We start from the raw sequence: 24,986 nt of genomic DNA on the forward strand, positions 1-24,986 counted from the left end.
CCTCAGCGCAGCTGGGCGGCGATCTCGCCGGCTGCCCTTTCGCCTTCCTCCCAGGCTCCTCCGGCCGTGCCCCATTGGGCCCGCGAGAGCGCCTCGCCGGCAAACCAGATCCGCTCCCCGACGGAAGCCTTCAGGCTGTCCCGGATGGCATAAAGCCCCGGCGGCACCACGGCCCAGGAGGCGCGCGACCAGGGATCGTGCCGCCAGGCGGTGCCGTGCATGGCCGCGAGGTGGCGGATCGCCCGATGGCCGAACTGCTCCGCCAGCACCGCGCGGGCATAGCGGTAAGGGGCGTGGGCGTCCCGCCGGTCGAAGGAGGAAGCGGTAGGCTGGTCGAGCTCGAAGAAGTGGAACGGCGTGCCGTCGATCCGCGTCAGGAGCCCCGGCGGCTGCCGGTGCGTTCCGGTGAGGCTCGCCAGCCGGTCCGCGCCGCGGAAGGGCGAATCCGGCCAGTGCAGGATCACATGCTCGTAGACGCCCTGCGTGAAGCCGTTGATCGCTTCCGCGACGGGGTGGGGCAGGGCGGGCGCGAAGCGGATGGCCTCCCGCTGCAGTACCGCCATGGGCGCGGTGACGATGACAGTCCTGGCTCTGAGCGTTCCGGCCGACGTTTCGAGTCTCACGCCCTCGCCGGACCAATCGACGCCATGGACGGCTGTGCCGAGCCGCACGGGCAGATGGTGGGCGAGGCGGCCGACATAAGCGCCGAGCCCGCCGGCGATGAACAGGTTGTCCGAATATTCCATGCTCGGGAAATCGTGCAGGCTCACCTCGTCGAGGGGTCGGCCCGACACGAGGCCGTGGATGGCCGCCACCCGCCGCCCCTGCGGTCCCATCGGCGGCAGCACGTCGGCGGCAGGCTGGTCCTCCCGGGCCTTGGCCGCCTGGGTCATGGCCCGGTCGGCCCTGTCGAAGGCGCGGTCGAGAGCCGCCCGCTCGGTTGCGGTGCCCGGCCGGCCGCGGACGAAGAAATGCCCGTTCACCGGCGCCCGACGCAGGGGCTCGCCGCGCAAGCGCCCGAGCTTCACGAGAGGATTGATCGGACCGGCATGAAGCCAATGGGCGCCGAGATCGACCGGATGGCCCTTGAAGCGGCGCGTGACCGTGCGCCCGCCGATCCGGTGGCGCGCTTCCAACACCATCACGGTCAGACCCGACGCCAGGAGGCGACGCGCCGCCGCGATCCCGGCGCTTCCCGCGCCGACGATCGCCACATCGGGATTCTCGGTCCAGTTCGTCGAGATTTCCTGATCCATCGGCACGGCGTTCTCCACCCCTCGCTTTGCGGCGCGATCGTTCATAAGTAAGGTCCGCTTCCCGCATCAAGGGATGCTGAGCAAGGACCCGACGACAGATGCTGATCCAATCGGTTTTCGCGGCGGCCCGCGAGGTTTTCTCGCCGGCCCTGCGGCGTATTCTCTGGAAATCGATTGGATTGACGATCGCACTGCTCGTCCTGGTCTGGCTCGGCCTGACCAAGCTGTTCGACCTCTTCCTGAGCGATCACCACCTGAGCGCCACCTATCCGATCATCGACAGCTTCGCATTCTTCCTCGCGGGCTTCGGCCTCTTCGTCGTCATGGTCTATCTGCTGCCGGCGATTTCCGCCATCGTGGCGGGCTACTTCCTCGACGACGTGGCCGAGGTGGTGGAGCGGGACAACTACCCGGCCGATCCGCCCGGCCGGGCTCTGCCTTTCGGCCAATCGCTCATCTATGGCCTCCGCTTCGCGGGCCTGTCCCTGCTGGTGAACCTTGTGGCCCTGCTCCTGTTCTTCATTCCGGGGATCAATATCGGCGTGTTCTTCATCGCCAACGCCTATCTGCTGGGCCGGGAATATTTCGAGCTGGCGGCGGGCCGCTTCTGGCCGGCCGAAGACGTGGTGCGCCTGCGCACGGAGTATCGGGGAACGGTGCTGGCGGCCGGGGCCGTGGTAGCGGCCCTGGTGCTCGTGCCGGTGCTGAACCTGATCACGCCGATCTTCGGCGCGGCCCTGATGGTTCACCTGCACAAGAGACTCACGCGCAATCGGACGGAGCCGTTGCCGCTGCGCCGCGACGGTGCGGTTTCGATCGAGAAGGCCTGAGGGGCGGCCTTTAGGCTCCGCCCCGCCCAGTTCCCCTTCTTGTGCCGCTTAGCGGCTCGACGACTGGCCGACGGCCGGACCGGGGGCCCGCTCCGGGTGGAAGTCAGAGCCGGCGCCCCCCGAACGGGGCGCGAGCAGGTCCGGCGTGTTGCTCGGCGGCGCATTGCGCTTGAGGTCGAACTGGCCGGTTCTGCGGAAGCGCAGGAGGTAGCTCGGGACGATCGCCTCGATGGTGGTGGGCGTGAGGCCGAGGCCCTGGAGCGTCCGGCCCTCGCGGACGGCGCTCTCCGAGACCACGTTGTCCGTCTCCAGCAGGATCGCCTGGTCGCGGGTGGTGACGAGCTCGTCAGGGATCAGGCCGAGGGTCAGCCAGTCGAGCGTTCCCAGGACGCCGCCCACGGTCCGGGCCAGGTTGCCGGGCAGGGGCACGATGGGGCGGTTGCGTTCGGTGACCGCGAGGACGAATTCCATCATCTGGCGCATGGTGCGGATCTCGGGTCCGCCGAGCTCATAGACCCGGCCGCCCGGCACCGCGCCGTCCACGGCGCGGACGACCGCCTCGGCCACATCGCCCGCATAGACCGGCTGGAACCGGGTCTCGGCGCCCGGCAGCGGCACCACGGGGAGCATGCGCGCGAGCGTTCCGAAGCGGTTGAAGGAGCTGTCGCCCGGCCCGAACATGAGGGAGGGGCGCAGGATCACCGCATCTGGCCGCTCCTGGAGCAGGGCGGCCTCGCCCTCGGCCTTGGAGCGCGCATAAGCCGACTCGGAATTGGCGTCCGCCCCGATGGCCGAGACATGGGTGAAGGATACGGCCTTCCTGGCGAGCCGCGCGATCATCGCCGGGGCCTTGGCCTGGAGCGTGTCGAAGCGCTGGCGGCCGGTTTCCTGCAGGATGCCCACGAGGTTGACCACATGGTCCGCCCGGGCCACCGCATGGGCGACCGAAGCCTCGTTGCGCAGGTTGGCGTGGATCGGGTTGATCTGCCCGACCTTGCCGAGGGGCAGGAAGTTCGCGAGGTTCGGCTGGCGGGTCGGCACGAGAACGCGATAGCCGCGCTCGGCCAGGCGGCTCACCACGTAACGGCCGAGAAAGCCCGATCCGCCGAAAACGGTGACGGTTTGCTGCTCAGGCGTGCGAAGGGCACCGATCATGAAACTCTCCTGCCCGGCTAAGGGCTAGCATGGAGCTTGGGTGTGAAATGCGAAGATGTCTCTAGTCAAACGCCGCTCCCCTGTGAAGAGGTGCAACGCCAAGAAAGCGCATCGGTCGCATTTTCAGTGATTGACGAACCCCGAGAAGCACCGTAAACGAAGCCTCGCCGACGAGGCATGCCCAGGTGGCGGAATTGGTAGACGCACTGCTTTCAGGTAGCAGCGGGTAACACCGTGGAGGTTCGAGTCCTCTCCTGGGCACCATCTTTCCCTCAAAGCGCGGAACTCGCGCAGCGATCTGAGGGAGTTCAAGAGCTTTAGGCCTTTTGCACTGAGACGCTGGAGACGCCTGCAGGGGCATCTCGGTCTCGTGATCCTCAATCCAACGTTCGAATGCATCGCCCTGAGCGACGGTGTTGCCGGCAGATTCCGGCGAAACCGATGAGCGCAGGCGCTGGCATGCCTTGAGCCTGATGTTGCAGGGGCGCCGAATCGATTCCGCGCCTCCTGCTTCCGAGGCCTCGTCTCTGAGGCTCTGCTTTTGCTAGGCCTTCGTCTCTGCCGTTGCAGCGTGCGGGGCCGCGGTGGGGGCCGCGATCGACTTGCGCGGTCCGGAGAAGCGGGGCTTCGGCTTGGGAGCCGCGATCAAACCCTCCCGGATCGCCTGCTTGCGGGCCAGCTTGCGGCTCCGGCGGACGGCTTCGGCCTTCTCGCGCGTCTTACGCTCGGAAGGCTTCTCGTAGGACTTGCGGGCCTTCATCTCGCGAAAGATGCCTTCGCGCTGCATCTTCTTCTTGAGGACTCTCAGGGCCTGATCGACATTGTTGTCGCGCACTAAAACTTGCAATGGATGTCCCTTCTCTGTGTGTTGGTTTCGTTCCGCTGCGGCGGAGACTGGCGGGTTGATCCGGAAGAGTTAAGCGCCGCGGATCTCGCTCTCACGGACGGCTCTTTCGATCGTTCCTGACTTGATGCGGTAGGAGACCTCCCCGGTCTGGTCGGCCGGCATGAGCCGCGTCACCTCGTAAAGACTGGCGGCACCCGCTCGAGCGTCGGAGAAACCCGGCTGAGCCAAGCGAACCATCTGTCGGATCTTGAACTTGTGAGACATCAGTCAATCTCCTTGCGATCTGGATAATCGGGATCGGACGTCGTTACTTCCGCGCCTTGCGAGCGGCATAACGAGCATCGCGGGCCGCCTTGCGCTCAGCCTCTTGCCGGGCATCGTCCGCTTCCTTTTCGGCCGCAGCGTGTCGCTCCTGTTCGGCCCTGTCGGCCGCTTGAGCTTCACGCACCTGGGCGATACGGGCCTCCTCTGCCACGCGCTGCGCTTCCCGTTCGGCCACGCGGACATCGCGTGCCGCGCTTACGGCCGCTCTCGCGGCGCGCCGTTCGGAAACCGCCGGGTCGTCCGGCCGGGGGCGCTGATGGAACTTCGCCACCATGGCCTGCTTCGCGCTCTGGGAAACCTGCAGTCGCTCGCCGAAATCTTTGTGCTTCATGTCACCTGTCGATCTTATGGAATCCGCCAAGCCCGTCCGATAACGTCATCGGACGCGCCGAATGCTCGTGATGTTTCCTTCAGGAAGAGTTCCCTGTTCCTGTCGGGTTCGCGCCATGACTTCGACGAAGCGTGCGTCGGACGCTTTTTCCGGATTATCGATCCAGAGATAGGCTCGGCGCGCATCATCGTAATCGACGACGAACATCACCGATTTGGCGGGAGATTTTCGAAACGTATACATCGCTTCAGCACCCGTTCTGGCCATGGATCATGGCGTGTTGAAAGAAAAAGCCGCTCCGCCGGGGAGCGGCTCCGGACGCGGCTCTTAGAGCGTGCGCCGCACCATTCTCAGTCCGCCTGGATGTTATTGACGGCGACCTTGCCGGAGCGACGGTCCTCAGCGGTGTCGAAGGACACCTTCTGGCCTTCGCGCAGGCCGCGGATGCCGGCGCGCTCGAGCGCGGTGGCGTGGACGAACACGTCCTTGCTGCCGTCGTCCGGCTGGATGAAGCCGAAGCCTTTTTGATCGTTGTAGAACTTCACGGTGCCCGAAATCATGGGAATATCCTTGGTAGGCTTGTATGCACGTGAGCACGGGGCATGCGGAAGCACGCCCACACTCGGGTTCGTCGATGTTTGGGAAGAGTGTCTGAACGTGCGCCTGGAAGGCCAAGGCGTAACGGCCCGATTGTCCGGCCAAATGTCGATGAGCTCTATCTAAGGCCTCCTTGCGGCGAATACAAGGCGCATCGACAAAGTCACGCTCCAGGTTACGCGGGGGCCTGGCCTGGAATGGAATGAATTTAGAAAGTTTTTCGGGCGGTCGGGGTGCCGGCGGGCTTCGCTCTCTCAAGGGTCATCATTTCGCATTCTCATCATTATTTTTATTCGTCCTTGCGAATATGCGAAGAATGATCCATATTACTTTTATCCAACCGATACGTTCGGCCTGCTCTCTGAAGCTCATGATCGAGCGCCGAGCCCGCTTTCCGCACCTTTGAAGTTTGGTCGCCGCCTGTAACTCACGCGGCGGATCTGTCGTTTTGCTCCGCATCCGACGTCATCAACAACAGCGGCACAGCCTGGGGCTGAAGCCGCCCAGGGAATTCATGTATACGATACGCCATACGAAACCGGTAAAGATGCTGTCCCAGCCCTTGCCGAAGAAACAGCCGCACAGCTCTCTCCCGACCTGGCGGCCGCAGCAGACCACGCTCACCCGCGAAGAGATCCGGGCGATCGTTCTCGAGCAGATCGGCTGAGCCATCGAGCGAAAAATCGGGAACCGGTTTAGCGGGGACCGACGCAAAAGCCCAAAACGGAGAGCATCGGGCGCGAGATTGCATTCACGTCCGATGCTTTAACATCGCGATGGCTCGCCTCGTGAGAGCGCCGGCCAGTCGCATACAAGTGTCGGGCCTTCTCCGGCAGAGATGACCGATCACTGTGTCCCGCCAAGGAGAGCCCGCCCGTCGAAGCCGGCTCATCGGGCTGCCCCGGGCGTCAGGACCATATTCGCATCGGCATAAGCCAGTCGATTTGTCTCAGTCATCGCGCAGGCGGCGGTCCGGGCCGCTGACGCCCTCAAATCCCCACGAACTGCGCATAAACCCTTTAAGCCCCTGCGACATCGGGGCCATTTTCGGGCGGCTACCGGCCGGAACGAAATCCGCCGCGGCCTGTTAACCTTTGTTTAACTCTTGCCTTGAATTCGCCATCCGCGCTGTGCCAATAAAGATGAACAATTCCTTAACGGCACATCGGTGGGGGCAATGCGGCAACCTCTCTTCGGGCTTCTGAGCATCCGGCTTTTTTCCACAAGCACGCTCCGTCTTGCCGCCCTCTCCATCGCCCTGAACGTCACGGCCGCCGCACAGGCCCAAACCGGCAGCATCCTGCCGGGTTCCTCGCAGCCCGTCGCCCAGGTGGGCGTGGCCAAGCCGATCCTGGGCTGGATTCGGTTCTGCGAGCAGTACCCGGAGGAGTGCACGGTCGATCAGTCCGAGCCCGCGACCATTCAGCTGGGCGCCAAGGAATGGCAGACCATCGTCCGCATCAACCAGCAGGTCAATGCGGCCATCAAGCCCAAGACCGACATAGACCACTGGGGCGTCGAGGACGTCTGGGACTTCGCCGAGGACGGCTACGGCGATTGCGAGGATTACCAGCTCGTCAAGCGCAAGCGCCTGGTCGAGGCCGGCTTTCCCCGCCGTGCGCTGCGCATGACCGTCGTGATCGATGAGGAGGGCGCGGGCCATGCGGTCATGATGGTGCGCACCAACCGGGGCGATTTCATCCTCGACAACAAGCGCAATGCAGTCCTGCCCTGGCATCGGACGGGCTACACCTACATCAAGCGCGAGGGCGACCGTAGCATGGCCTGGGCCTCGCTCGGCGGCCAGGTGTCGCCGACCATGACGGCGAACCAATAAGACCTTTCGGCGCAAGGCAAACCACCCGAGAGAACAAAGCCGCCCGGACGCAGTTGTCACTGCGGAGCTTGTTCGGGAGGGGCATATGTCCGGGTTCTGGGTGAAGGCATCGATGCGCTTCGGTCTTTATGGCGCCGGGGCCTTCCTCGTGTGGGCCGGATCCGCGTCGGCGGCGGAAGCTGATCTGCCATTCGGGCTGCTGACCTTATGCCTTGCGACGCTTCCCGAGACGCGACCGGAGCAGCTCTGGGCCTCGTGGAGCCTCGCGCCCGTGATCGTCCTGCCGTTGCTCCTCGTCGCGACCCTCTATGGCCGCGGGCTGCACGTCCTGTACTCGGATATTCGGCCGCCCCTGACGCAGCGGGTTCTTTTCGTCGCCGGCATGGCATGCCTGGTGGTCGCGCTGGTCTCACCCCTTTGCCGGATGGCCTCGACCCTCGCCTGGGCGCACATGGTTCAGCACGTCCTGCTCGTCGCCGGCGCGCCGCTGCTCCTGGCCCTGAGCCGTCCTGGCCGCGTCCTGATCGCCGCCTTGCCGGAGCGTCTTCGCATGACCCTCGAGGCCATGCGGACGGATAGGGCGGCGTCGCAGCCTTATGCCTATCTGCTCGCCAGCTTCGTGCTCTACGGCGCGAATATCTGGTTCTGGCATGTGCCGGCACTCTACCAGGGCGCGCTCATGGATGCCGGCCTGCACGTGCTGATGGTCGCGGTGCTGCTGGCCGTCAGCCTGCTGTTCTGGCACGTGATCCTGGAAACCTACAGGATACCGGGGCCAGGCTCCGGACTGGCCGCCGCGCTCCTCTTCTTCACTTTCCTGCACACCGCCGTTCTCGGCTTGCTCCTCGCCCTCTCCCCCCAGGTCTGGTACCCGCTGATGGCGCTGCGCGGCGCGGCCTGGGGTCTTCTGCCCATCGACGACCAGAGGCTCGCCGGCTTGATCATGTGGATCCCCATGGGCGGAGTCTATTTCGCCACCGCCCTCGTGATCATGGGTCGGCTCATCACCGGCTCCAGCCGAGCCGCCGACCCCGCAGCGGCTTCGACCGGAGTCGAGTAACCGCGTTCCGATGCTCTCAGGTTTTGTTTTGGCGCATCTTTCCACGCGAAACCGGCGCCCACGTCTGCGTTCGATGCATCAGGTCCGTCCTCCGGCGGCGAGCAGGCGCATCGCATTGGCCGTGACCAGCACCGTCGCGCCCGTGTCCGCCAGAATCGCGGGCCACAATCCCGTAATGCCCAGGATCGTCGTGACCAGGAACACCGCCTTGAGCCCGAGCGCGATGGTGATGTTCTGGCGGATATTGGCCATGGTGTCCCGCGACAGGCGCACCATGCGGGCGATGTCGAGCACCCGCCCATGCAGCACCGCCGCGTCGGCGGTCTCCAGAGCCACATCCGTGCCACCCCCCATGGCGATGCCCACATCCGCGGCCGCCAGTCCCGGGGCATCGTTGATGCCGTCGCCGATCTTGGCCACCACATGGCCGTTGGCCTGCAGTTCTCGGACGATGGCCTGCTTGTCCTGCGGCAGCAGGTCCGCCCGAGGCTCGATGCCGAGCCCGGCTGCGATGGCCGTCGCCGTGCGCCGGTTGTCGCCCGTGACCATGAGCGTGTCGACACCCGCCCGCTTCAGGGCCTCGAGCCCTTCCTTGGCGTCCGGGCGCGGCTCGTCGCGCATGGCGATCACGCCGGCGACCTGATCGCCCGCAAGCAGAACCGAGACGGATTTGCCCTCATCGTTAAGCCCGGTGATCAGCGCCGCTTGGTCCGAGGTGAGTGCCACCTTTTCACCGGCAGCCTTGGGCGAGCCGAGAAACATCGCGACGCCGCCGACATTGCCGGTCACGCCCTTGCCGCCGACCGCGCCGGCATCGGCCGCCGGGGGTACCGGAACGCCGGCCTCCGCGGCCTTGGCCAGGATCGCCGTGGCGAGCGGATGGCTCGATCCGGTCTCCAGGGCGGCCGCCAGGGACAGGACCTCCCGCTCCGAGCGTCCGACGGGGATCACGTCCGTTACCTTAGGCTTGCCTTCGGTGAGGGTGCCGGTCTTGTCCAAGGCCGCCACGGTGATGGTCCCGAGCGTTTCGAGCACGGCGCCGCCTTTCATGAGCAGGCCGCGGCGGGCGCCGGCCGCGAGGCCTGCCGCGATGGCCGCGGGCGTCGAGATCACGAGGGCGCAGGGGCAGCCGATCAGCAGGATCGCCAGGCCCTTGTAGACCCATTCGCCCCAGGACGCGCCGAAGAGCAGCGGCGGCGCAACGGCGACGAGCGCACCGACCACGAGGACGGCCGGCGTGTAGTAACGCGAGAAACGGTCGATGAAACGCTCGGTCGGGGCCTTGCTCTCTTGGGCCTCCTCCACGAGGCGCACAATGCGCGCGATGGTATTGTCCTGGGCGGCCGCCGTGACGCGCACCCGCAGGGCGCCGTCGCCGTTGATCGTGCCGGCGAAGACGGTCTCGCCCTCGCCCTTGCGCTTGGGCACGCTCTCGCCGGTCACCGGAGCCTCGTCGACGGCGCTCTCGCCGGAGACGATCTCGCCGTCGGCGGGAACGCGGTCGCCGGGCCGCACGAGGATGACGGACCCGACCGTCAGGGTTTCGGCCGGAATCTCCTCGGTCTTGCCGTCGCGTTCGATCAGGGCCGTCTTGGGGACGAGCTTCGTCAAGTTCTGGATGCTGGCCCGGGCGCGACCGGCCGCAACACCTTCGAGCAGTTCGCCGACCAGGAACAGGAACACCACCATGGCGGCTTCCTCGGTGGCCCCGATGATCACCGCGCCGACGGCCGCGATGGTCATCAGCATCTCGATGGAGAGCGGAGTGCCGAAGCGGGCCGCGACGAGCGCGCGTCGGGCAATCGGAACGAGGCCGACCGCCATGGCGAGCACGAAGGCCCAATGCCCGGTCTGCGGCAGGAGCCGGCCGACGAGATAGGCGGCGACCAGAGCCAGGCCGCAGGCGATGGTCAGGAGACCGCGTGGGCTCTTCCACCAGGGACCGTCGCTCGGGCCGTGATCATGCAGGTGCCCGTGGAGGCCGGCGGTCGCTTCGGCCCCATGATCGTGCCTGTGGCCCTGCGTGTGATCGTGATGATCGTGGCCCTCGTGGTCATGGTCGTGATCGCAGCCGGGGCCGTGGACATGTCCATGAGCGTGATCGGCCTTCGCCCCGGAAGCCTTGGCGTTCGCGGGACCCTGCCCAGTGACCTTGTACCCGAGCACCGCGATCCTCTGGGCGAGCGCAGCCGGCACGACAGTCTCGTCGTGATCGACCGTGACGGTTCCGGCCGGAACCGAGACGTTGACGTCAGCCACGCCCGGGGCTCGCCGCAGGGCGGTATCGATCTTGGCCGCGCAGGAGGCGCAATCCATGCCCGAGACCCGGTAGCGGGTGCGCTGTCCCTTGGCGGACTCGACCTCATGGTCGCCGGGCAGGTGGCGTGGCTCACTCATCGCAAAAGACCTCTTCACTTCGATTCGGCGGGAGCCTACATCCTCTAGCGACTAGAGGTTCAAGAGGTTTCTTTCATGTCCCTGACGATCGGAGAGCTGTCGCGGCAGGCTCAGGTGAAGGTGCCGACCATCCGCTATTACGAGCAGATCGGCCTTCTGGCCGAGCCGAGCCGGACGGAAGGCCAGCAGCGGCGCTATGGCGCGGGCGACGTGCGCCGGCTCAACTTCATCCGCCATGCCCGCGAACTCGGGTTCGAGGTCGAGGCCATCCGGCAACTCCTGAGCCTTGCGAATGATCCCCATCGCGCCTGCGGCGAGGTGCATGAGATCACCAAGGCCCATCTCGACGAAGTCAACGATAAGATCGCCCGGCTCACGGCATTGCGCGACGAACTCGAGGCCATGGTAGCCTGCGACCACCGGAAGATCGCCGATTGCCGCATCATCGAGGTGCTGGCCGACCATGGGCAGTGCCGGCACGATCATCACTAGAGGACCCGACGTGAAATCGAACTCACGTCCGATCCTCTAACGCATTGGCTTGAAGTCTCTTTCCACGCAAAACCGGTTCCTATTTCTGCGTTCGATGCTTTAGACGACGGCCGAAAGTGCACCTGCCCCTTCGGGATTCTCTCCACCCTCACCGCCAGCCCAGCGCCGGGGCCACATGCTTCAGGATGGCCTCGATGACATGGGCGTTGTACGCGACGCCGAGCTGGTTCGGCACGGTCAGAAGCAGCGTATCGGCTTCGGCAATCGCCTCGTCCGCCTTGAGCTCCTCGACGAGCCTGTCAGGCTCCGCCGCATAGGAACGGCCGAAGATCGCCCGCATGTTGTCGATGACGCCGATCTGGTCGCCGTCCTTGCCGCGCCCGAAATAAGACCGGTCGAGGTCGTTCACGAGCGCGAAGATCGAGCGTGAGACCGAGATGCGGGGCTCGCGGGCGTGCCCCGCTTCCTTCCAGGCTTCCCTGTAGAGACGGATCTGCTTGGCCTGCTGGACATGGAAGGGTTCGCCCGTCTCGTCTTCCTTCAGGGTCGAGCTCTGGAGGTTCATGCCCCGTTGCGCGGCCCAGATGGAGGTCGCGTTGGAGGCGGATCCCCACCAGATGCGCTCGCGCAGGCCTTCCGAATGCGGCTCCAGGCGCAGCAGGCCGGGCGGGTTGGGAAACATCGGGCGCGGATTCGGCTCGGCGAAACCGTCGCCCTTGAGAACGTTCAGAAGCACTTCCGTATGGTGACGGGCCATGTCGGCATCGCTTTGGCCTTCGTCGGGCATGTAGCCGAAATAGCGCCAGCCATCGATCACCTGCTCGGGCGAGCCGCGGCTGATGCCGAGCTGGAGACGCCCGCCGGCGATCAGGTCGGCCGCGCTCGCATCCTCGGCCATGTAGAGCGGGTTCTCGTAACGCATGTCGATGACGGCGGTACCGATCTCGATTCGGCTTGTCTTTGCACCGATAGCGGCCAGCAGCGGAAAGGGCGAGGCGAGCTGGCGCGCGAAGTGATGGACGCGGAAATAGGCGCCGTCCGCCCCCAATTCCTCGGCCGCGACGGCAAGGTCGATGGATTGGAGAAGGGCATCGCGGGCCGAACGCGTCTGCGATTGCGGCGAGGGCGACCAATGCCCGAACGAGAGAAAGCCGATCTTCTTCATGAGGCGGTCCTCTGCAGATGCCCTGAGCGGGTTCGTGTCACAACGCCCTGACGAGACATTCTCCTAGGTGACCCGCCGTGACAGATCAATCTCGATGCGGCTGCGCTTCAGGGAAGCATCGGCTGCAACGATTTGGGCCATGTTCGCGATTGGGTCGCAATGACCGGCTAACGTATGTTAAATTGATCTTGGTCAAGGCGTCGATGTTCGAGTGGACCGAAGCTACGGTTCTCAGTCACATATTAGAGCTCTGCGAGAAGGCCATGACGATGACCAACGACATCGGGCCTGCGCTCAGGAGTAAGAGCAACGGTCAGGAACGGCCCATATCGGTCTCGTCAATGGTTCCGGCGGGATTGGGTCGCGCGCTTCCACCCGGCTACATACATCTCGGTGTTGCCAAGGAAATCGTGCCGACCCTGCGCGAATTCGGCATCGATCCCGTGCCGATCATTCGTGAGGTGGGACTCGATCCGGGTCTTTTCGACGACGGTGCGAACATCATTCCCCATGCGGCGCTGGGCCGGCTCCTCACCCTGAGCGTCGCTCGCACCCATTGCCCGCATTTCGGGCTGCTGGCCGGCCGGCATGCCACGATCCTGTCCCTGGGACTGGTCGGCCGCTTGATGCAGCATTCCGAAACCGTGGGCGATGCGGTGCGAGCGCTCGTGACGAACCTGAGCATCCAGAACCGGGGCGCCGTGCCCTCGCTCATGATCAGCGACGGCATGGCTCTCCTCACCTTCTCGATCTATCAGCCCGAGGTCGAAAGCGCGGATCAGATCTCGGACGGGTCCCTCGCGGTGGCGGTCAATGCCCTGCGCACCCTGTGCGGATCGGACTGGAATCCGACCGAGGTGCTGCTGCCCCGCGCGGCCCCCGGGGATCAGGAACCGTATCGCCGTCATTTCCGGGCGCCTGTCCGCTTCAACCAGGAGAACGCCACCCTGGTCTTCCCGGCGCGCGATCTGGAGCATCGGATCGAGGGGGCCGACCCCATGGTGCGGGAGGTTCTCGAGGAGCGGATCCGGCAGATGAAGATCGCCCAGGGGGGCGAGTTCTCGGACGACATCCGGCGGCTGCTGCGGACGCGGCTGACGAGCACCCGCTGCTCGGCGGAGGACATCGCCGAGACGCTGGCCATGCATCGCCGGACCCTGAGCCGTCGCCTGAAGGACAGCGGTATGGGCTATCGGGCGATCGCCAACGAGATCCGGTTCGAGATCGCCCGGCAATTGCTGCAGGATACCGAGGTGCCTCTGGGGCAGATCGCGGCGGCGCTGGGCTATTCGGAAGCCAGCGCCTTCACCCGGGCTTTCCGGCGCTGGTCGGGCCGGACGCCCAAGGCCTGGAGGGCCGACGGCCGCTCCGGGTGTCTGGCCACGGCAGTCCAAAGTGTCAACGGACTATCCTCACGGGTCAAGCACGGGGCTGCGGGAGGCCTACAGTGATCTCCGCGGGCTGCCGATTTCGGGAAGCATACCGTGATCCAAGCTGCCGGCAGGTCGTGAATACCTCTGGCCAAAGTGTTTATCATTGCCCATGATCAGTCCAGTTCGGAGCAGACCGTGATCGCGAAGCCGCCCCGAACCTTGGTCGCCGCTCTTTGGGGACTGATGGTTCTGATCCTGGTTCATGTGGGCGCAGGTTCGGCCTGGGCCCAGGCCGAACCTGCGCCACCCGCGCCGCCGCAGGTCCAGGAGCTTCTTCGGCTTCTGGAGGACCCTGCGACGCGGGCCTGGATCGACCGGCAGGCACGGTCGCCCGTTCCACCGGCCGCGGAGACGCCGCAACAGCCGCAGGACATGAATTCCGAGCTGATGGCGAGGCGCGTCGAGGCGCTGCGGACGCATCTCGCGTCCTTGGCGGCAGCGGTGCCCCGTCTGCCCCATGAGGCCAGGCACGCGGCGGATCTCCTGTCGCAGGAGCTACAGAGCCGGTCCGCCGTCGATGTCGTTCTCCTCGTGCTCGGCTTCCTGGGCCTCGGAGCCGGGGCCGAATGGATCTTTCGCAGGATCACCGCATCGGCAGGCGAGCGGATCGTTTCCCACCCGATACGAACGGCAGGCGACCGGCTGCGACTGATCGGCTGGCGCCTTGGATTCGATCTGGCCCATGTGGCGATCTTCGGCCTGGGGAGCATCGGCGCTTTCCTCGTCTTCGACTGGCCGCCCCTGCTCAGGCGCATCGTGCTCGCCTATCTGCTCGCAGCGCTCCTGCTGCGGGTAGCCCTCCTGGTCAGCCGGGTGCTGCTCTCGCCCTGGGCGGTGCGCCCTCACGGTCCCGAAGTGCTGCGGGTCGTTCCCATGACCGACGAGGCGGCCCGCTTCTGGCACCGCCGCATCGTGCTGTTCATCGGCTGGTTCGCGTTCGGCTGGGCCACTGTCGAATCCGTGAGCACGCTCGGTTTCTCGATCGACAGCCGTCGGTTGGTTGCCTATGTCCTGGGGATCGGCCTTCTGGTCCTGGCGATCGAGGCCGTCTGGCGGTGGCCGTCTCCTCCCGTGCCTGCATCGGCCGCACCGGATCATCCAGCGCGGCATCACACGATCGGAACATGGCTTTTGTCGCTCTGCCTCGTCGTGCTGTGGGGCATGTGGGTTGCGGGCCTGATGGGACTGTTCTGGCTGGTGGTGGTCGGCCTCTTCCTGACCCAGGCCCTGAAGGTCACCAGGGACTCGGCCCGTCATCTGCTGCGGCCTGTGGAGGCTTCGGAGGCCGGCTACAGCCCTGAACTCTGGGCCGTTTATCTCGACCGGGGCATAAGAGCGCTCCTGATTGTCGGAGCGGTCCTGTTCCTCTCATGGGCCTGGGGGATCGATCCGGGCGAGATGACCAGCCGCGACACCGTCATCACGCGACTCCTCCGGGGCGCGCTCAGCAGCATCGTGATCCTGCTGGTGGCCGACCTCCTCTGGCAGGTGGTGAAGACGCAGATCGACCGCAGGATGTCCCGCCTGCAGATCGGCGCAACCCCCGGCAGCGAGGAGGCCTTGCGCCAGGCGCGGGTCCGGACGCTCCTGCCGATGCTCCGCATGGCCGCGTTCATCGTTCTGGCGACCGTTGCCGTGCTCATGGCGCTCTCCTCCCTGGGGGTCGAGATCGGCCCGCTCATCGCAGGCGCGGGCATCTTCGGCGTTGCCGTGGGGTTCGGGTCTCAGACGCTTGTGAAGGACGTGATCAGCGGCATTTTCTACCTGCTCGACGACGCTTTCCGGGTCGGCGAGTACATCCAGAGCGGCTCCTATAAGGGCACCGTCGAGAAGCTGGGATTCCGTTCCGTGAAGCTGCGGCACCACCGGGGTCCGGTCTACACGGTTCCTTACGGACAGCTCGGGGCGGTGGAAAACATGAGCCGTGACTGGGTCATCGACAAGATGACCCTCAACGTCACCTACGACACCGATCTCGACAAGGCGAAGAAGATCATCAAGCAGGTGGGCAAGGACCTGGCGGCGGATCCCGAATGCGCCCCCAACATCATCGAGCCGCTGAAGATGCAGGGCGTGGAGAATTTCGGCGATTTCGCCATCCAGCTGCGCATGAAGATGATGACCCGCCCGGGCGAGCAGTTCGTGATCCGGCGCAAGGCCTTCGGTCTGCTCAAGAAGGCTTTCGACGAGAACGGCATCGAGTTCGCATTCCCGACCGTCCAGGTGGCAGGCCGCGGGGATGCCGAGCCGGCTGCCGCCCGACAGGTGCTCACCCTCGTCAAGGGCAAGCCGGAGGAAGGCGGCTAGCGCAACCTGCCGGCCTGCGCATGATCCCAAGTGTCAAAAGGAAGTCACAAGCGGTCAAGCACGCAGGGGCGGGAGCGGCCATGATGGCGCTGTCCGGCCGCGGCAGGGCTGCCGGAGAGGCGGAGGGAACCATGGATATGTCATCCACCCGCAGGACAGACGAGATGCCGCAGGGCCATGGCTCCGGACCCCTGACCGACGATCTGCGCCGGGTGCTTCGCACCGAGCTGCTCCGGGACACCTGCTCGGCCGCGGCCGTCGCCCGTCTGTTCTCGATGCATCGCCGCACCATGAGCCGGCACTTGCGTACGGAAGGCCTCGCCTTCCGCCAGGTGGCCAACGAGGTTCGCTTCGAGATCGCGTGCGAGTTGCTGGAGAACACCGACATGGCGGTGAACCAGATCGCTGCTGTCCTGAGGTATTCGGAGCTCAGCGCCTTCACCCGCGCTTTCCGGCGCTGGTCAGGGGAGACGCCGTCGGCCTGGCGCGCCAGCCATCCCCGTGTCCGGGATGTCGTGAAGCCACGTCTTCAGCGGCTCAAGATGTCCGAGTGATTCACGCTTGATGCCGAAGACATCGGATGCAGCGTCGACGAAACAGCCGATGCATTCGTTCTCCCGCTTTGCGCATCAGGCGAGGGCGGTTCTCAATCGTCCCACCAATCCCTCGGGCCTTCCTTGCAGCGATAGCCGATGAAGCAGGCCGGTGTATCCCGACTCGGGACAAAGGCCTGCGAGGCGTATTCGCCGATTGCGCAGAAGGACTGGTCGCGCACGAACCGGTCGTAGGTTTGCCCGCCGGTTCCCAGGACGATGGCGCCTCGGGCGAAGACCAGTTGCTGGCTGGCGCCGCAGGGCATAGCCAGCGTTGACGGGCGCGGCTGGGCCTGCGCGCCTGTCAGGAATGCGGATGACATCAATACGATCACGGCTCGCTTCATGGGCGGCCTCCTGCCTCGTTGCGTTTGCATGGCGGATTGATCCTGGACCGTTCCCGACCAGAAGGTTCCGCGGCATCCATGCTCTCACCGGCCGTTGTTGATCTCGATGGAACGGCAAATTCCTCCGATGGGGCACTGGGCCACATCGGCCGTTCTCACCCAGGTCGGCCATACCGTTTCCTGGAGCGCGCAGAAACTCGAATCTCTGACATAGCGGTCATAGGTCGTTGGTCCAGTGCGGAGCACGACGGCGCCCCGCGAGGCCACGATCCCGCGGACCTCGGCACAGGTCATGGTCAAGGTCGTGGCTCCCGTCTGGGCCATCGCGCCCGTCACGAAACCAGTCATGACAAGAGACATGAGGACGGGCTTCATCGCTTCCCTGCACTTCTCCGGACCAGGATAGTGCAACCGGAAGGCGTCGCTTGATGGAACGGGACAGCCCCTTGACAGTTTGGGCCGCAGGGCTGCGGAAAAGCGGATGGTCAGGTCCGTCGACCAAGCACCATGTAGGCAGCGGCGGTCCAGGAGAAGGTGTCACCGCCCAGGCCTTCGCCCGTGGTCGGATCGAAATACTCGCAGAATCCGGCGCTCTCGATGGCCTGGACGATGGTCTGCTCGATCCGGCGGGCAAGATCGTCCGATCCATTCAGGCGCAGGCCATCGCAGATGAGCCAGTTGACCACCGCCCAGACCGGGCCGCGCCAATAGCGCTTGGGTTCGAAGGCAGGCGAGAAGGCGGGAGCCGAGGGAACCCCGGCGAACATGCCGGACAGCCAGCGCTCGATCTCGGCCACGATGGCTGTCCGCTGCCCCTCGTCGAGCGTCAGTGCCACGAGAGGAATGAAGCCGGCCTGAGTGGGCGTTTCGATGTCCCGTCCCGAAATCAGATCGAGATTGACGAACCGGGAAAGCTCGGGCCGCCAACGGCGGGCGAGGCCGTCGAGCAGCCGCTCGTGCATGCGCGAGAGCTCGGCCTTCTCCTCATCCGTTCCCAGGGTTTCGGCCAGGTGCATGAGGTCGGCGGTCGCACGCGCAAGGATCCCGGTCATCTGCACGTCGGCGATCTTGAACGGCGCCGCCGTCCATTGCCGCTTCGGGTCCCAACCGCAGTCCCGGTAGGTATCGACGAGATGGATGAAGCGCTGGTAATCCTCGTCGCGCGGACGCATGGAGGCATCCACGTGGCCGGTATCCTTGCGGCGGATCGTGGTCGTCGTGGTCGTCGGCACACGAGCGAGCGCGTCGTCCCAGGCCGGCGAGTTGTCGCTGCCGCTCTCCCAGGGATGCAGGATCGACACCAGGCCGAGCCCATCCGGGTCGCGCGCATCGAGCCACCAGCGATGCGAGCGCAGGGCGGCCTTGAACAGGGCTTTCGTCCGTTCCGTCGCGCCAGCCGTGCCGGCCGCGCGAGCCGCCTCGTGGATATGGCGAAGCGCCATGCCGAAGACCGCCGGCTGGGTGATGCCCGAGGTGGGAACCCGGTGGTGCGTGCCCCATACGTCGGGGCCCGGAAAATAGGTGTCGCTCGGCGCGTGGAACACGATGTGCGGGATCATGCCGTCGTCCCACTGTCCCTCGACCAGGCGCTCCAGCTCGCGATAGGCCCGGTCGACGTCGAAGATCGCAAAGCCCATGGCCACGAAGGCGGAATCCCAGTTCCACTGGAACGGGTAGAGCCGGTCGGTGGGCACCGTATAACCGCCGCGATCGTTGCGCGCGAGAATGGCGCGCGCGGCGTCTTCCTTCGGAAGCATGGTCATCTCAAAGGTCCTTCGATTTGAAAAAGTTCAGGCCCGGGCGAGGGCGCGTCCGGTGGTGCCGTCGATCCAGGTCACGCGCGCGGGATCCACGGTCAGTCCCACGCGCTCGCCGGCATTCACGATTGCCGTCGGCGGCGCCACGATGCGGGCGAGCTGGCCGTCAATGGCGCCGGTGAGGAGCAGGTGCGATCCCATCGGCTCCACCACGCGCACATCGAACGGAATGCCCGAGCCGCTGGGTCCGAGGCTCGCATCCTCGCCGCGCAGCCCGAGTTCCAGGTTCTCGGCCGCTGTCGGGCACGGCAGGGCGGCGTCCCCGATCCGCGCGGTGCCGTGGCTGCAACGGACCTTAATGAAGTTCATGGGCGGCGATCCGATGAAGCCTCCGACGAAGCGGGTGGCGGGCGTGGCGTAGATTTCGAGCGGTGCGCCGATCTGCTCGATCTTGCCGCCATACATCACGGCAATGCGGTCGGCGAGGCCCATGGCCTCGGTCTGGTCGTGGGTCACGTAGATCGTCGTGGTCCCTGCTTCGCGCAAAACTGCCTTCAGCTCCGTGCGCATTTCGAGCCGCAGGAGCGCATCGAGATTGGAGAGCGGCTCGTCCATGAGCAAGACGGCCGGCTCGACGGCCAGCGCGCGGGCCACTGCCACGCGCTGGCGCTGGCCGCCCGAGAGCTTCGCCGGGTAGCGGTCGAGATAGCTCTCGATGTGGAGCAGGGCCGCCGCCCGTTCGACCTTGCGCTTGACCTCGGCCTGTGGGGCCTTCTGCATCCGTAGCCCGAAGGCGACGTTCTCGAAAACGGTCATGTGCGGGAAGACCGCGTAGTTCTGGAACACCATCGCCAGTCCGCGCTTGCGCGGAGCGAGGTCGCTCACATCCTGTCCGCCGATGACGACGCGGCCCGAGGTCTGCGTTTCGAGGCCGGCGATGATACGCAGGAGCGTGGTCTTGCCGCAGCCCGAGGGGCCGAGCAGGGCCACGAACTCGCCGTCGTTCACGGTGAGCGAGACTTCCTGCAGGGCCTGGAAGGAGCCGAACTCCTTGACGACGCGATCGATGACGATGTCAGCCATGAGGTGATCCGTTACTTGCTGGCGATGCCCCACACCGCGAAGAGGTATCGCCTCACGGCGAAGATGAAGAGCACGGAGGGGATGATGAGGATGAAGCCGCCGGCGAAGCGGTAATGCAGCGGGCTCTCGGCCAGAATCCGGAGCAGATAGGCGGTGAGCGTCCGCTCGCGCACGGTGAGAATCGAGGCGGCGAACACCTCGTTCCAGGAGATCACGAAGGCGAAGATCGCCGTGGCGGCCAAGCCCGGCAGGGCGAGCGGCAGCACCACTTTCATGAAGGCCTGGAATCGCGTGCAGCCGAAGACCCATGCGGCCTCCTCGTATTCGCGCGGAATGCCCATGAACAGGCTTTGTGTAACGAGAGCCGCGAAGGGCAGGGCCAGCACCGTATGGATGAGCGAGACGCCGAAGGGCGTGTCGTAGAGCCCCAGGCGGATGAACGAAACGGTGAGCGGCAGGGCCAGGATAGCGAGCGGGAAGGCGCGGGTGAGAAGGACGAGGAGCCGATAGGCGTTCTGCCCGCGGAAGGTATAGCGTGCCAGCGCATAGCCTGCGGGAGCGCCCAGTGCGATCGAGAACACCACGGTCAGCCCGGCGGCGATGAGAGAATTGACGAGGGCGTTGAACACGCCCTCGATGGCGAGGAACTGGCTCATGGCCGCGAAGGACAGGTCCGACGGCCAGATCGATTTCGGCCAGCGGAACACGCCGAGCCTGCCGCCGAAGGCGCCGAGCGCCACGAGATAGATCGGCACCAGCACCCAGGCGATCAGCACCGCAAGGCCCGTCCAAAGCAACAGGCGCCGGGCCGATGGAAGAGCCATGCTGCGGTTCGTCGAAGTGGTTTTCAGTTCGGCAGCGCTGGTGGTCATGGGAGCTGCTCCGGACGGGTTCTCAATACGCGCAGGTAAAGGGCCGTCGCGGCGAGAGAGATCGCCATGATGAGCACCGCATAGGCAGCCGCGACGCCGTAATTCTGGTTGTCGTTCTGCCAGACATAGGCCTCGCCGGCGAGAACGGGGAAGTTGCGTCCGCCGAGCGCATAGACGACGGCGAAGACCTCGAAGGCCAGCACCGTGCGCAGGATCAGGGCCGATTGCAGGCTGGGCTTCAGAAGTGGCAGGGTGATCCGTGTGAAGCGCGTCCATGGCTTGGCTCCGAAGATCTCGGCCGCTTCCGCGAATTCCTTCGGGATCAGCTGCAGGCCCGCGATCAGGATCACCAGCACGATGGCGGTGGCGCGCCAGAGCTCCGCGAGCACGATGGCGAAGAACAGGGCGACGGGCGTCTCCTGCGACAGCCATCCGGTCGGGCCCTGGATGAGGCCGAGCGCGTAGAGCGCTGAGTTCAGATAGCCCGTGTTCTGCAGCAACGCGAGCCAGGCGAGACCCGCCGCGAGGTCCGAGATTCCAAGGGGAATGGTGAGCACCCACAGGACGAGGTCGCGGCCCTTGTCGAGCTTCGTCACCATGGTGGCCATGCCGAGCGCCAGAACGACCTGGAGCGGCACGACCACGAGGGTGAGCATGAACGTGTTCTTGATGGCGAGCGCGAAATTCAGGTCGCCGGCCATGCGCTGATAGTTTTCGAGCGAGAAGCCTTCGCCTGCGGAAAACGACAGCCAGATCGTCTGCACGAGCGGCACAAGAAACAGCGCGCCTAAGAAGACGACCGATGGCGCGATCAGCGCATAGGGAATCCAGGATGTGCGCGCAGGCATGAAGCCGCTCCACTCGCGAGGAAAGGACCCGGCGGAAACGAAATCCGCCGGGCTCTACATGTTAGGGCTATTGGACCGCGCAGGCGCCCTGGCTCGGCTTGTCCGGAGCCCAGCAGGGGGCGCCGGTTTCCTTCATGAGCGTGTCGAGAACCTTCGCCTGAGCTTCCAGCACGTCTTTGACCGGCTCGTTGCGCAGCACGATGCGCTGGAACGAGTCCATGTAGACCTTGTTGAACTCGCCGCCCTTGGCGCCGAGGCCCACGGGCAGGAGCGACACGAGCGCATCCTTGGCGTTCTGCGTCGCCGCCACCGCGCCGGCGAGCGCCTTAATGCCGGGCGCGAGATCGGCCGGCAGCTCCGCCTTCACGACCGGGAAGAAGCCGACTTCGGCGGCCGTCGCGAGCTGCGTCTCGGGCTTGGTCAGGTGCTCGATCACCGCCACGGCGCCCGCGCGGTTCGGTGCGTCCTTCGGGATGGCGAGGCCGGCGATCACCGGCATGTAGCCGCGTCCCTTCGGGCCGGCCGGAGCCGGGAAGGCGACGAACTGGTCGGGCTGCAGGGTGAGCGCTTCCTTCACACGGGCGATGTGATCCCACGCGATCCACACCTCGCCGGAGAGCAGGGGTTCCTGCATGAAGTTGTAGTTGGTCGAATTGGGATTCGACACCGCCCACAAGTCCTTCAGCGCGTTCCATCCGGCTTCCGCGTCGGGCGACTTGAAGGTTGTGACGACGCCGCCGGTGAAGGACGGGTAGAAATAGCCCTGGAAGAACCGCGGCAGCAGACCCGTCGGACCGGCCGGGAAGCCGAGGCGGCGCTGGCCCGTCTTGTCGACGATGTTCTTGCCCCATTGCTGAAGCTGGGCATAGGTGAGGGTGTTCACGTCGGCGCCGGCCGGCAGGTATTGCAGCGCCTGCTTGTTGGCAACCATCACGTAGGTGGCCTGCATCCACGGGATGTATTGCTGCTGGCCCGTGCCGAGCTTGCCGAGATCCATCAGGCTCGCCGGAATACCGCGATCCGTCAGCTTCGCGGCAACGTCGTCGACGGGCTGGAGATCGGCCGGAACGTGCGGCTGCAATTCGCCGTGCAGCGCGCCGACGACGCTCGCCGTGCGCTTGCCGGCCTGCGACTCCGCCTTCATGCGGACCGCGAAAGCGGGCGGCTCGTCGACCACATACGTAACCTTGCCCGGAATGCCCTTCAGCAGGACGTCACGGACCTTCGTCGCTTCCTCGATGGGACGAAGCTGGGTCGAATAAAAGATCGTTTCCTGCGCCTGTGCGACTGTGAGCCCTCCGAAAAGGGCTGCCGCGGCGGCGATGGCGCGAAGCGATACCGGATGCGTCATTTCCTTCCTCCATCGGTCCCTTATCGTTGCCGCTCGATCCGGGGCCGGAAGACCGAGGGCATCAGACTCAGTTGGCCGGTCCGTGGGTCGCCCTGGGAACCTGCCGAACCGGCAGAATGGTTTGCAGCTCGGAAGGCTTGCGCCCTCCGAGCCGGTCAATCAGCATCTCGGCCAATTGCCGCCCGACGTCCGGAGCGGCGATTTCCATGCTCGACAGGGGCGGATCGGTGAATGCGGCCGACGGCAGATTGTCGTGACCGATCACCGCGATATCGCGCCCGGCGATGAAGCCGCGTTCTTTGAGCGCGCTCAGCGCGCCGATCGCCATGCTGTCGGTCGCGCACAACAAGGCCGTGGGAGGCGCGCTATGCTGGAGCAGCCATTGAGCGGCCTCATAGCCGCCCTCTTCGGTCGGCTGCGCCGTATATTCGAGCGCTTCCGAGGCGCCCAATTCGTTGAGTGCCGCACGCCAGCCCTTGCGGCGAAAGTGAGCAAAGGTGAGCTCCTGCGGGGCCGCGATATGGGCGATGCGCCGGTGGCCCAGGGACGCGAGCATCTGGGCCGCTTCCCTGAACCCGGCCTCGCCGTCGCCGTCGATGAAGGCGTGCTCTTCCGATCGGGCGGTGCGGCCATGGGTGACGAAAGGAATGCCGCGTTCCTTCAGGAAGGCGACACGCTCGTCCTCGAGTCTTGTGCGCACCACGATCACGGCGTCGGCCCGGCGTCCGTCGAGGAGCCGCCGATAGGTGTCCATCTCGCCCGTACGTCCGGCGATGGGCAGCAGCATCAGGTCGAGGCCTTCCTCGGCCAAACGCTGCCCGCAGGCGGCGAGCATGTTCAGGAAGATGGGAGGGCCGAACCGGCCCGGCTCCGTCGGCAGAGTTACGGCCACTGCTTCGGCCTTGCGACGCCGCAGGCTACGCGCGGCAGGATTCGGACGATAATTCATCGCCTGTGCCGCCGCCTGAACGCGCTCGCGCGTGGCCGGGGCCACGTCGGAATAGCCGTCGAGCGCCCGGGACACTGTGGTGATCGACAGGCCCAGCGATTGCGCGAGAAGCTTCAGGTTCGACACAGGACTTCTGCTCTCCTTGTGCCCCCAATTAGATCTCCAAAACGTTTTGGGAAGTCAACATTCCCAATCTCAGTCCTTCGTCTAAGCTCCGCTCAAGACAAGATCAGCGTGCATTCAACCCTTACTCTGAGGGGACTTGGGATGGTGGCCGGTGCGAGGCTGCGGACCGGACAGGATCAGGACTCAAGCGTCGGACGGACCACTTCGCTATGGGGTCCGAAGCCCGAGGTGTATAGTGGCGCTAACCAGATCCGGAGGATGCCAGATGGCGAAAGACCCGACCCTGCCCGTCGACGACGACGCTCGCGTTCTGGCCAAGAGGTTGATGCGCACGGCCCGCTCCGGTGCGCTCGCCACCAACGATGCGGAAACCGGAACGCCGTTCGCGAGCCTCGTTCAGGTCGGGACGGATCTCGACGGCTCTCCCGTCATCCTCACCTCGCAGCTTTCGGTGCATACGCGGCTGATGGAGGCCGATCCGCGTTGCTCCCTTCTCCTGTGCTCCATCGGCAAGGGCGACCCGCTGGCGCATCCGCGCCTGACCCTGCAGGCGACGGCCGAGCGCCTCGATCGGGACACGGATGAGGCGAGGAAGATCCGCCGCCGTTACCTGCTGGAACATCCCAAGGCCGAGCTCTATGTCGATTTTCCGGACTTCAGCTTCTGGCGTCTGAAGGTCTCATCCGGCAGTCTCAACGGCGGGTTCGGTCGGGCCTATCGCATGACCACCGGGGATCTCCTCACGGACCTGTCGGAATTTTTCGATTTTTACGACTTCGAAGCCGGCGCCATCGAGCATATGAATGCCGAGCATAGCGACGCCGTTGCGCTCTACGCCACCCAGCTCTGCGGAGCCCGCGAGGGCGCTTGGCATCTGATCGGGATCGATCCTGAAGGCCTCCAGATGGCTCTCGGCGACGATATCCTGCGCCTGTTCTTCCCGAAGCCCCTGACGGGTCCGCACGAGGTGCGTCCCATGCTCATCCGGCTCGCGAACGAGGCGCGGAGCAGGGCTGGATGATCCTCAGG

General features: G+C 65.5%; 25 protein-coding genes and 1 tRNA gene. 9 read left to right on the forward strand and 17 right to left on the reverse strand.

Annotation, left to right across the window (positions count from 1 at the left end; translation table 11 throughout):
• Positions 1 to 2 precede the first annotated feature (2 nt).
• Positions 3 to 1,256 carry a flavin monoamine oxidase family protein gene (locus OC446_RS13895; protein WP_262029662.1) on the reverse strand — a complete coding sequence of 418 codons (1,254 nt, stop codon included), beginning with the start codon at positions 1,254 to 1,256 and terminating at the stop codon, positions 3 to 5.
• A gap of 98 nt (positions 1,257 to 1,354) precedes the next feature.
• On the opposite strand from OC446_RS13895, the gene OC446_RS13900 reads away from it, so the two are divergent.
• Positions 1,355 to 2,086 (forward strand): sulfate transporter family protein, encoded by a 732-nt coding sequence (locus OC446_RS13900; RefSeq protein ID WP_262029621.1) that lies wholly within the window; start codon positions 1,355 to 1,357, stop codon positions 2,084 to 2,086.
• A 48-nt stretch (positions 2,087 to 2,134) separates the two neighbouring features.
• Here the strand turns inward: OC446_RS13900 and OC446_RS13905 are convergent, their stop codons facing one another.
• Entirely contained in the window at positions 2,135 to 3,241 is a 1,107-nt protein-coding gene (locus OC446_RS13905) for a complex I NDUFA9 subunit family protein (protein ID WP_262029622.1), read from the reverse strand.
• Positions 3,242 to 3,420: 179 nt separating this feature from the next.
• Here OC446_RS13905 and OC446_RS13910 point away from each other — a divergent pair.
• Positions 3,421 to 3,505 (forward strand) — tRNA-Leu (locus tag OC446_RS13910).
• Positions 3,506 to 3,785: 280 nt separating this feature from the next.
• Here OC446_RS13910 and rpsU read toward each other — a convergent pair.
• From rpsU to OC446_RS13935, 5 genes are all read right to left on the reverse strand, one after another.
• Complete coding sequence (gene rpsU / locus OC446_RS13915) at positions 3,786 to 4,088, reverse strand: 30S ribosomal protein S21 (protein ID WP_262029623.1); 303 nt, start codon at positions 4,086 to 4,088, stop codon at positions 3,786 to 3,788.
• Between the two features lie 69 nt (positions 4,089 to 4,157).
• The gene (locus OC446_RS13920; protein WP_262029624.1) at positions 4,158 to 4,352 is read right to left on the reverse strand and encodes a hypothetical protein; all 195 of its coding nucleotides are present in this window, start codon (positions 4,350 to 4,352) and stop codon (positions 4,158 to 4,160) included.
• Positions 4,353 to 4,395: 43 nt separating this feature from the next.
• On the reverse strand, positions 4,396 to 4,743 hold the full coding sequence (locus OC446_RS13925; RefSeq protein WP_262029625.1) for a DUF6481 family protein: 348 nt from the start codon (positions 4,741 to 4,743) through the stop codon (positions 4,396 to 4,398).
• A 45-nt stretch (positions 4,744 to 4,788) separates the two neighbouring features.
• Complete coding sequence (locus tag OC446_RS13930) at positions 4,789 to 5,010, reverse strand: hypothetical protein (protein ID WP_262029626.1); 222 nt, start codon at positions 5,008 to 5,010, stop codon at positions 4,789 to 4,791.
• 83 nt (positions 5,011 to 5,093) lie between these two features.
• Positions 5,094 to 5,303: a cold-shock protein gene (locus OC446_RS13935; RefSeq protein WP_114943546.1), complete on the reverse strand. Its 210-nt coding sequence runs from the start codon at positions 5,301 to 5,303 to the stop codon at positions 5,094 to 5,096.
• A 1,214-nt stretch (positions 5,304 to 6,517) separates the two neighbouring features.
• Between OC446_RS13935 and OC446_RS13940 the strand changes: the two genes are divergently transcribed.
• Positions 6,518 to 7,177, forward strand: coding sequence for a transglutaminase-like cysteine peptidase (locus tag OC446_RS13940; RefSeq protein ID WP_262029627.1), 660 nt, complete (start codon positions 6,518 to 6,520; stop codon positions 7,175 to 7,177).
• 85 nt (positions 7,178 to 7,262) lie between these two features.
• Positions 7,263 to 8,237 carry a cytochrome c oxidase assembly protein gene (locus OC446_RS13945; protein ID WP_262029628.1) on the forward strand — a complete coding sequence of 325 codons (975 nt, stop codon included), beginning with the start codon at positions 7,263 to 7,265 and terminating at the stop codon, positions 8,235 to 8,237.
• 78 nt (positions 8,238 to 8,315) lie between these two features.
• On the opposite strand, the gene OC446_RS13950 is transcribed toward OC446_RS13945, so the two are convergent.
• The gene (locus tag OC446_RS13950; RefSeq protein WP_262029629.1) at positions 8,316 to 10,634 is read right to left on the reverse strand and encodes a heavy metal translocating P-type ATPase; all 2,319 of its coding nucleotides are present in this window, start codon (positions 10,632 to 10,634) and stop codon (positions 8,316 to 8,318) included.
• 75 nt (positions 10,635 to 10,709) lie between these two features.
• Here OC446_RS13950 and OC446_RS13955 point away from each other — a divergent pair, with 75 nt between their 5' ends.
• Complete coding sequence (locus tag OC446_RS13955) at positions 10,710 to 11,126, forward strand: MerR family transcriptional regulator (RefSeq protein WP_262029630.1); 417 nt, start codon at positions 10,710 to 10,712, stop codon at positions 11,124 to 11,126.
• Between the two features lie 148 nt (positions 11,127 to 11,274).
• Here OC446_RS13955 and OC446_RS13960 read toward each other — a convergent pair whose 3' ends face one another.
• On the reverse strand, positions 11,275 to 12,291 hold the full coding sequence (locus tag OC446_RS13960) for an LLM class flavin-dependent oxidoreductase (RefSeq protein ID WP_262029631.1): 1,017 nt from the start codon (positions 12,289 to 12,291) through the stop codon (positions 11,275 to 11,277).
• A 263-nt stretch (positions 12,292 to 12,554) separates the two neighbouring features.
• On the opposite strand from OC446_RS13960, the gene OC446_RS13965 reads away from it, so the two are divergent.
• The 3 genes from OC446_RS13965 (at position 12,555) to OC446_RS13975 (ending at position 16,585) form a co-directional block, all read left to right on the forward strand.
• Positions 12,555 to 13,742: an AraC family transcriptional regulator gene (locus OC446_RS13965; RefSeq protein WP_262029632.1), complete on the forward strand. Its 1,188-nt coding sequence runs from the start codon at positions 12,555 to 12,557 to the stop codon at positions 13,740 to 13,742.
• A 117-nt stretch (positions 13,743 to 13,859) separates the two neighbouring features.
• A complete protein-coding gene (locus OC446_RS13970) occupies positions 13,860 to 16,031 on the forward strand; it encodes a mechanosensitive ion channel family protein (RefSeq protein ID WP_262029633.1) in 2,172 nt (723 codons plus the stop codon).
• Positions 16,032 to 16,162: 131 nt separating this feature from the next.
• Positions 16,163 to 16,585: a helix-turn-helix domain-containing protein gene (locus OC446_RS13975; protein ID WP_262029634.1), complete on the forward strand. Its 423-nt coding sequence runs from the start codon at positions 16,163 to 16,165 to the stop codon at positions 16,583 to 16,585.
• 92 nt (positions 16,586 to 16,677) lie between these two features.
• Here OC446_RS13975 and OC446_RS13980 read toward each other — a convergent pair whose 3' ends face one another.
• The 8 genes from OC446_RS13980 to OC446_RS14015 all read right to left on the reverse strand — a co-directional run bounded on the left by OC446_RS13980 (position 16,678) and on the right by OC446_RS14015 (position 23,957).
• Positions 16,678 to 16,971, reverse strand: coding sequence for a hypothetical protein (locus tag OC446_RS13980; protein WP_262029635.1), 294 nt, complete (start codon positions 16,969 to 16,971; stop codon positions 16,678 to 16,680).
• Positions 16,972 to 17,055: 84 nt separating this feature from the next.
• The gene (locus OC446_RS13985) at positions 17,056 to 17,346 is read right to left on the reverse strand and encodes a hypothetical protein (protein WP_262029636.1); all 291 of its coding nucleotides are present in this window, start codon (positions 17,344 to 17,346) and stop codon (positions 17,056 to 17,058) included.
• Positions 17,347 to 17,456: 110 nt separating this feature from the next.
• Entirely contained in the window at positions 17,457 to 18,734 is a 1,278-nt protein-coding gene (locus OC446_RS13990) for an MGH1-like glycoside hydrolase domain-containing protein (protein WP_262029637.1), read from the reverse strand.
• Between the two features lie 27 nt (positions 18,735 to 18,761).
• The gene (locus OC446_RS13995) at positions 18,762 to 19,811 is read right to left on the reverse strand and encodes an ABC transporter ATP-binding protein (RefSeq protein WP_262029638.1); all 1,050 of its coding nucleotides are present in this window, start codon (positions 19,809 to 19,811) and stop codon (positions 18,762 to 18,764) included.
• 11 nt (positions 19,812 to 19,822) lie between these two features.
• Entirely contained in the window at positions 19,823 to 20,635 is an 813-nt protein-coding gene (locus tag OC446_RS14000) for a carbohydrate ABC transporter permease (RefSeq protein ID WP_181054232.1), read from the reverse strand.
• 44 nt (positions 20,636 to 20,679) lie between these two features.
• Entirely contained in the window at positions 20,680 to 21,531 is an 852-nt protein-coding gene (locus OC446_RS14005) for a carbohydrate ABC transporter permease (protein ID WP_262029640.1), read from the reverse strand.
• 67 nt (positions 21,532 to 21,598) lie between these two features.
• Positions 21,599 to 22,882 (reverse strand): ABC transporter substrate-binding protein, encoded by a 1,284-nt coding sequence (locus tag OC446_RS14010; RefSeq protein WP_262029641.1) that lies wholly within the window; start codon positions 22,880 to 22,882, stop codon positions 21,599 to 21,601.
• A 67-nt stretch (positions 22,883 to 22,949) separates the two neighbouring features.
• Positions 22,950 to 23,957 (reverse strand): LacI family DNA-binding transcriptional regulator, encoded by a 1,008-nt coding sequence (locus tag OC446_RS14015; RefSeq protein ID WP_262029642.1) that lies wholly within the window; start codon positions 23,955 to 23,957, stop codon positions 22,950 to 22,952.
• A 265-nt stretch (positions 23,958 to 24,222) separates the two neighbouring features.
• Here OC446_RS14015 and OC446_RS14020 point away from each other — a divergent pair, with 265 nt between their 5' ends.
• Positions 24,223 to 24,978, forward strand: coding sequence for a HugZ family protein (locus OC446_RS14020; protein ID WP_262029643.1), 756 nt, complete (start codon positions 24,223 to 24,225; stop codon positions 24,976 to 24,978).
• The last annotated feature ends 8 nt before the right edge of the window (positions 24,979 to 24,986 follow it).

It is taken from the genome of Microvirga sp. Mcv34, from assembly GCF_024519725.1.
In the GTDB taxonomy this organism is placed as follows: domain Bacteria; phylum Pseudomonadota; class Alphaproteobacteria; order Rhizobiales; family Beijerinckiaceae; genus Microvirga.

Excerpts from the sequence above, each read along its gene's own strand:
- OC446_RS13895 (WP_262029662.1), bottom strand. The coding sequence starts at position 1,256 with ATGGATCAGGAAATCTCGACGAACTGGACCGAGAATCCCGATGTGGCG.
- OC446_RS13900 (WP_262029621.1), top strand. The coding sequence starts at position 1,355 with ATGCTGATCCAATCGGTTTTCGCGGCGGCCCGCGAGGTTTTCTCGCCG.
- OC446_RS13905 (WP_262029622.1), bottom strand. The coding sequence starts at position 3,241 with ATGATCGGTGCCCTTCGCACGCCTGAGCAGCAAACCGTCACCGTTTTC.
- OC446_RS13920 (WP_262029624.1), bottom strand. The coding sequence starts at position 4,352 with ATGTCTCACAAGTTCAAGATCCGACAGATGGTTCGCTTGGCTCAGCCG.
- OC446_RS13925 (WP_262029625.1), bottom strand. The coding sequence starts at position 4,743 with ATGAAGCACAAAGATTTCGGCGAGCGACTGCAGGTTTCCCAGAGCGCG.
- OC446_RS13930 (WP_262029626.1), bottom strand. The coding sequence starts at position 5,010 with ATGGCCAGAACGGGTGCTGAAGCGATGTATACGTTTCGAAAATCTCCC.
- OC446_RS13935 (WP_114943546.1), bottom strand. The coding sequence starts at position 5,303 with ATGATTTCGGGCACCGTGAAGTTCTACAACGATCAAAAAGGCTTCGGC.
- OC446_RS13940 (WP_262029627.1), top strand. The coding sequence starts at position 6,518 with ATGCGGCAACCTCTCTTCGGGCTTCTGAGCATCCGGCTTTTTTCCACA.
- OC446_RS13945 (WP_262029628.1), top strand. The coding sequence starts at position 7,263 with ATGTCCGGGTTCTGGGTGAAGGCATCGATGCGCTTCGGTCTTTATGGC.
- OC446_RS13950 (WP_262029629.1), bottom strand. The coding sequence starts at position 10,634 with ATGAGTGAGCCACGCCACCTGCCCGGCGACCATGAGGTCGAGTCCGCC.
- OC446_RS13955 (WP_262029630.1), top strand. The coding sequence starts at position 10,710 with ATGTCCCTGACGATCGGAGAGCTGTCGCGGCAGGCTCAGGTGAAGGTG.
- OC446_RS13960 (WP_262029631.1), bottom strand. The coding sequence starts at position 12,291 with ATGAAGAAGATCGGCTTTCTCTCGTTCGGGCATTGGTCGCCCTCGCCG.
- OC446_RS13965 (WP_262029632.1), top strand. The coding sequence starts at position 12,555 with ATGACGATGACCAACGACATCGGGCCTGCGCTCAGGAGTAAGAGCAAC.
- OC446_RS13975 (WP_262029634.1), top strand. The coding sequence starts at position 16,163 with ATGGATATGTCATCCACCCGCAGGACAGACGAGATGCCGCAGGGCCAT.
- OC446_RS13980 (WP_262029635.1), bottom strand. The coding sequence starts at position 16,971 with ATGAAGCGAGCCGTGATCGTATTGATGTCATCCGCATTCCTGACAGGC.
- OC446_RS13985 (WP_262029636.1), bottom strand. The coding sequence starts at position 17,346 with ATGAAGCCCGTCCTCATGTCTCTTGTCATGACTGGTTTCGTGACGGGC.
- OC446_RS13990 (WP_262029637.1), bottom strand. The coding sequence starts at position 18,734 with ATGACCATGCTTCCGAAGGAAGACGCCGCGCGCGCCATTCTCGCGCGC.
- OC446_RS13995 (WP_262029638.1), bottom strand. The coding sequence starts at position 19,811 with ATGGCTGACATCGTCATCGATCGCGTCGTCAAGGAGTTCGGCTCCTTC.
- OC446_RS14000 (WP_181054232.1), bottom strand. The coding sequence starts at position 20,635 with ATGGCTCTTCCATCGGCCCGGCGCCTGTTGCTTTGGACGGGCCTTGCG.
- OC446_RS14005 (WP_262029640.1), bottom strand. The coding sequence starts at position 21,531 with ATGCCTGCGCGCACATCCTGGATTCCCTATGCGCTGATCGCGCCATCG.
- OC446_RS14010 (WP_262029641.1), bottom strand. The coding sequence starts at position 22,882 with ATGACGCATCCGGTATCGCTTCGCGCCATCGCCGCCGCGGCAGCCCTT.
- OC446_RS14020 (WP_262029643.1), top strand. The coding sequence starts at position 24,223 with ATGGCGAAAGACCCGACCCTGCCCGTCGACGACGACGCTCGCGTTCTG.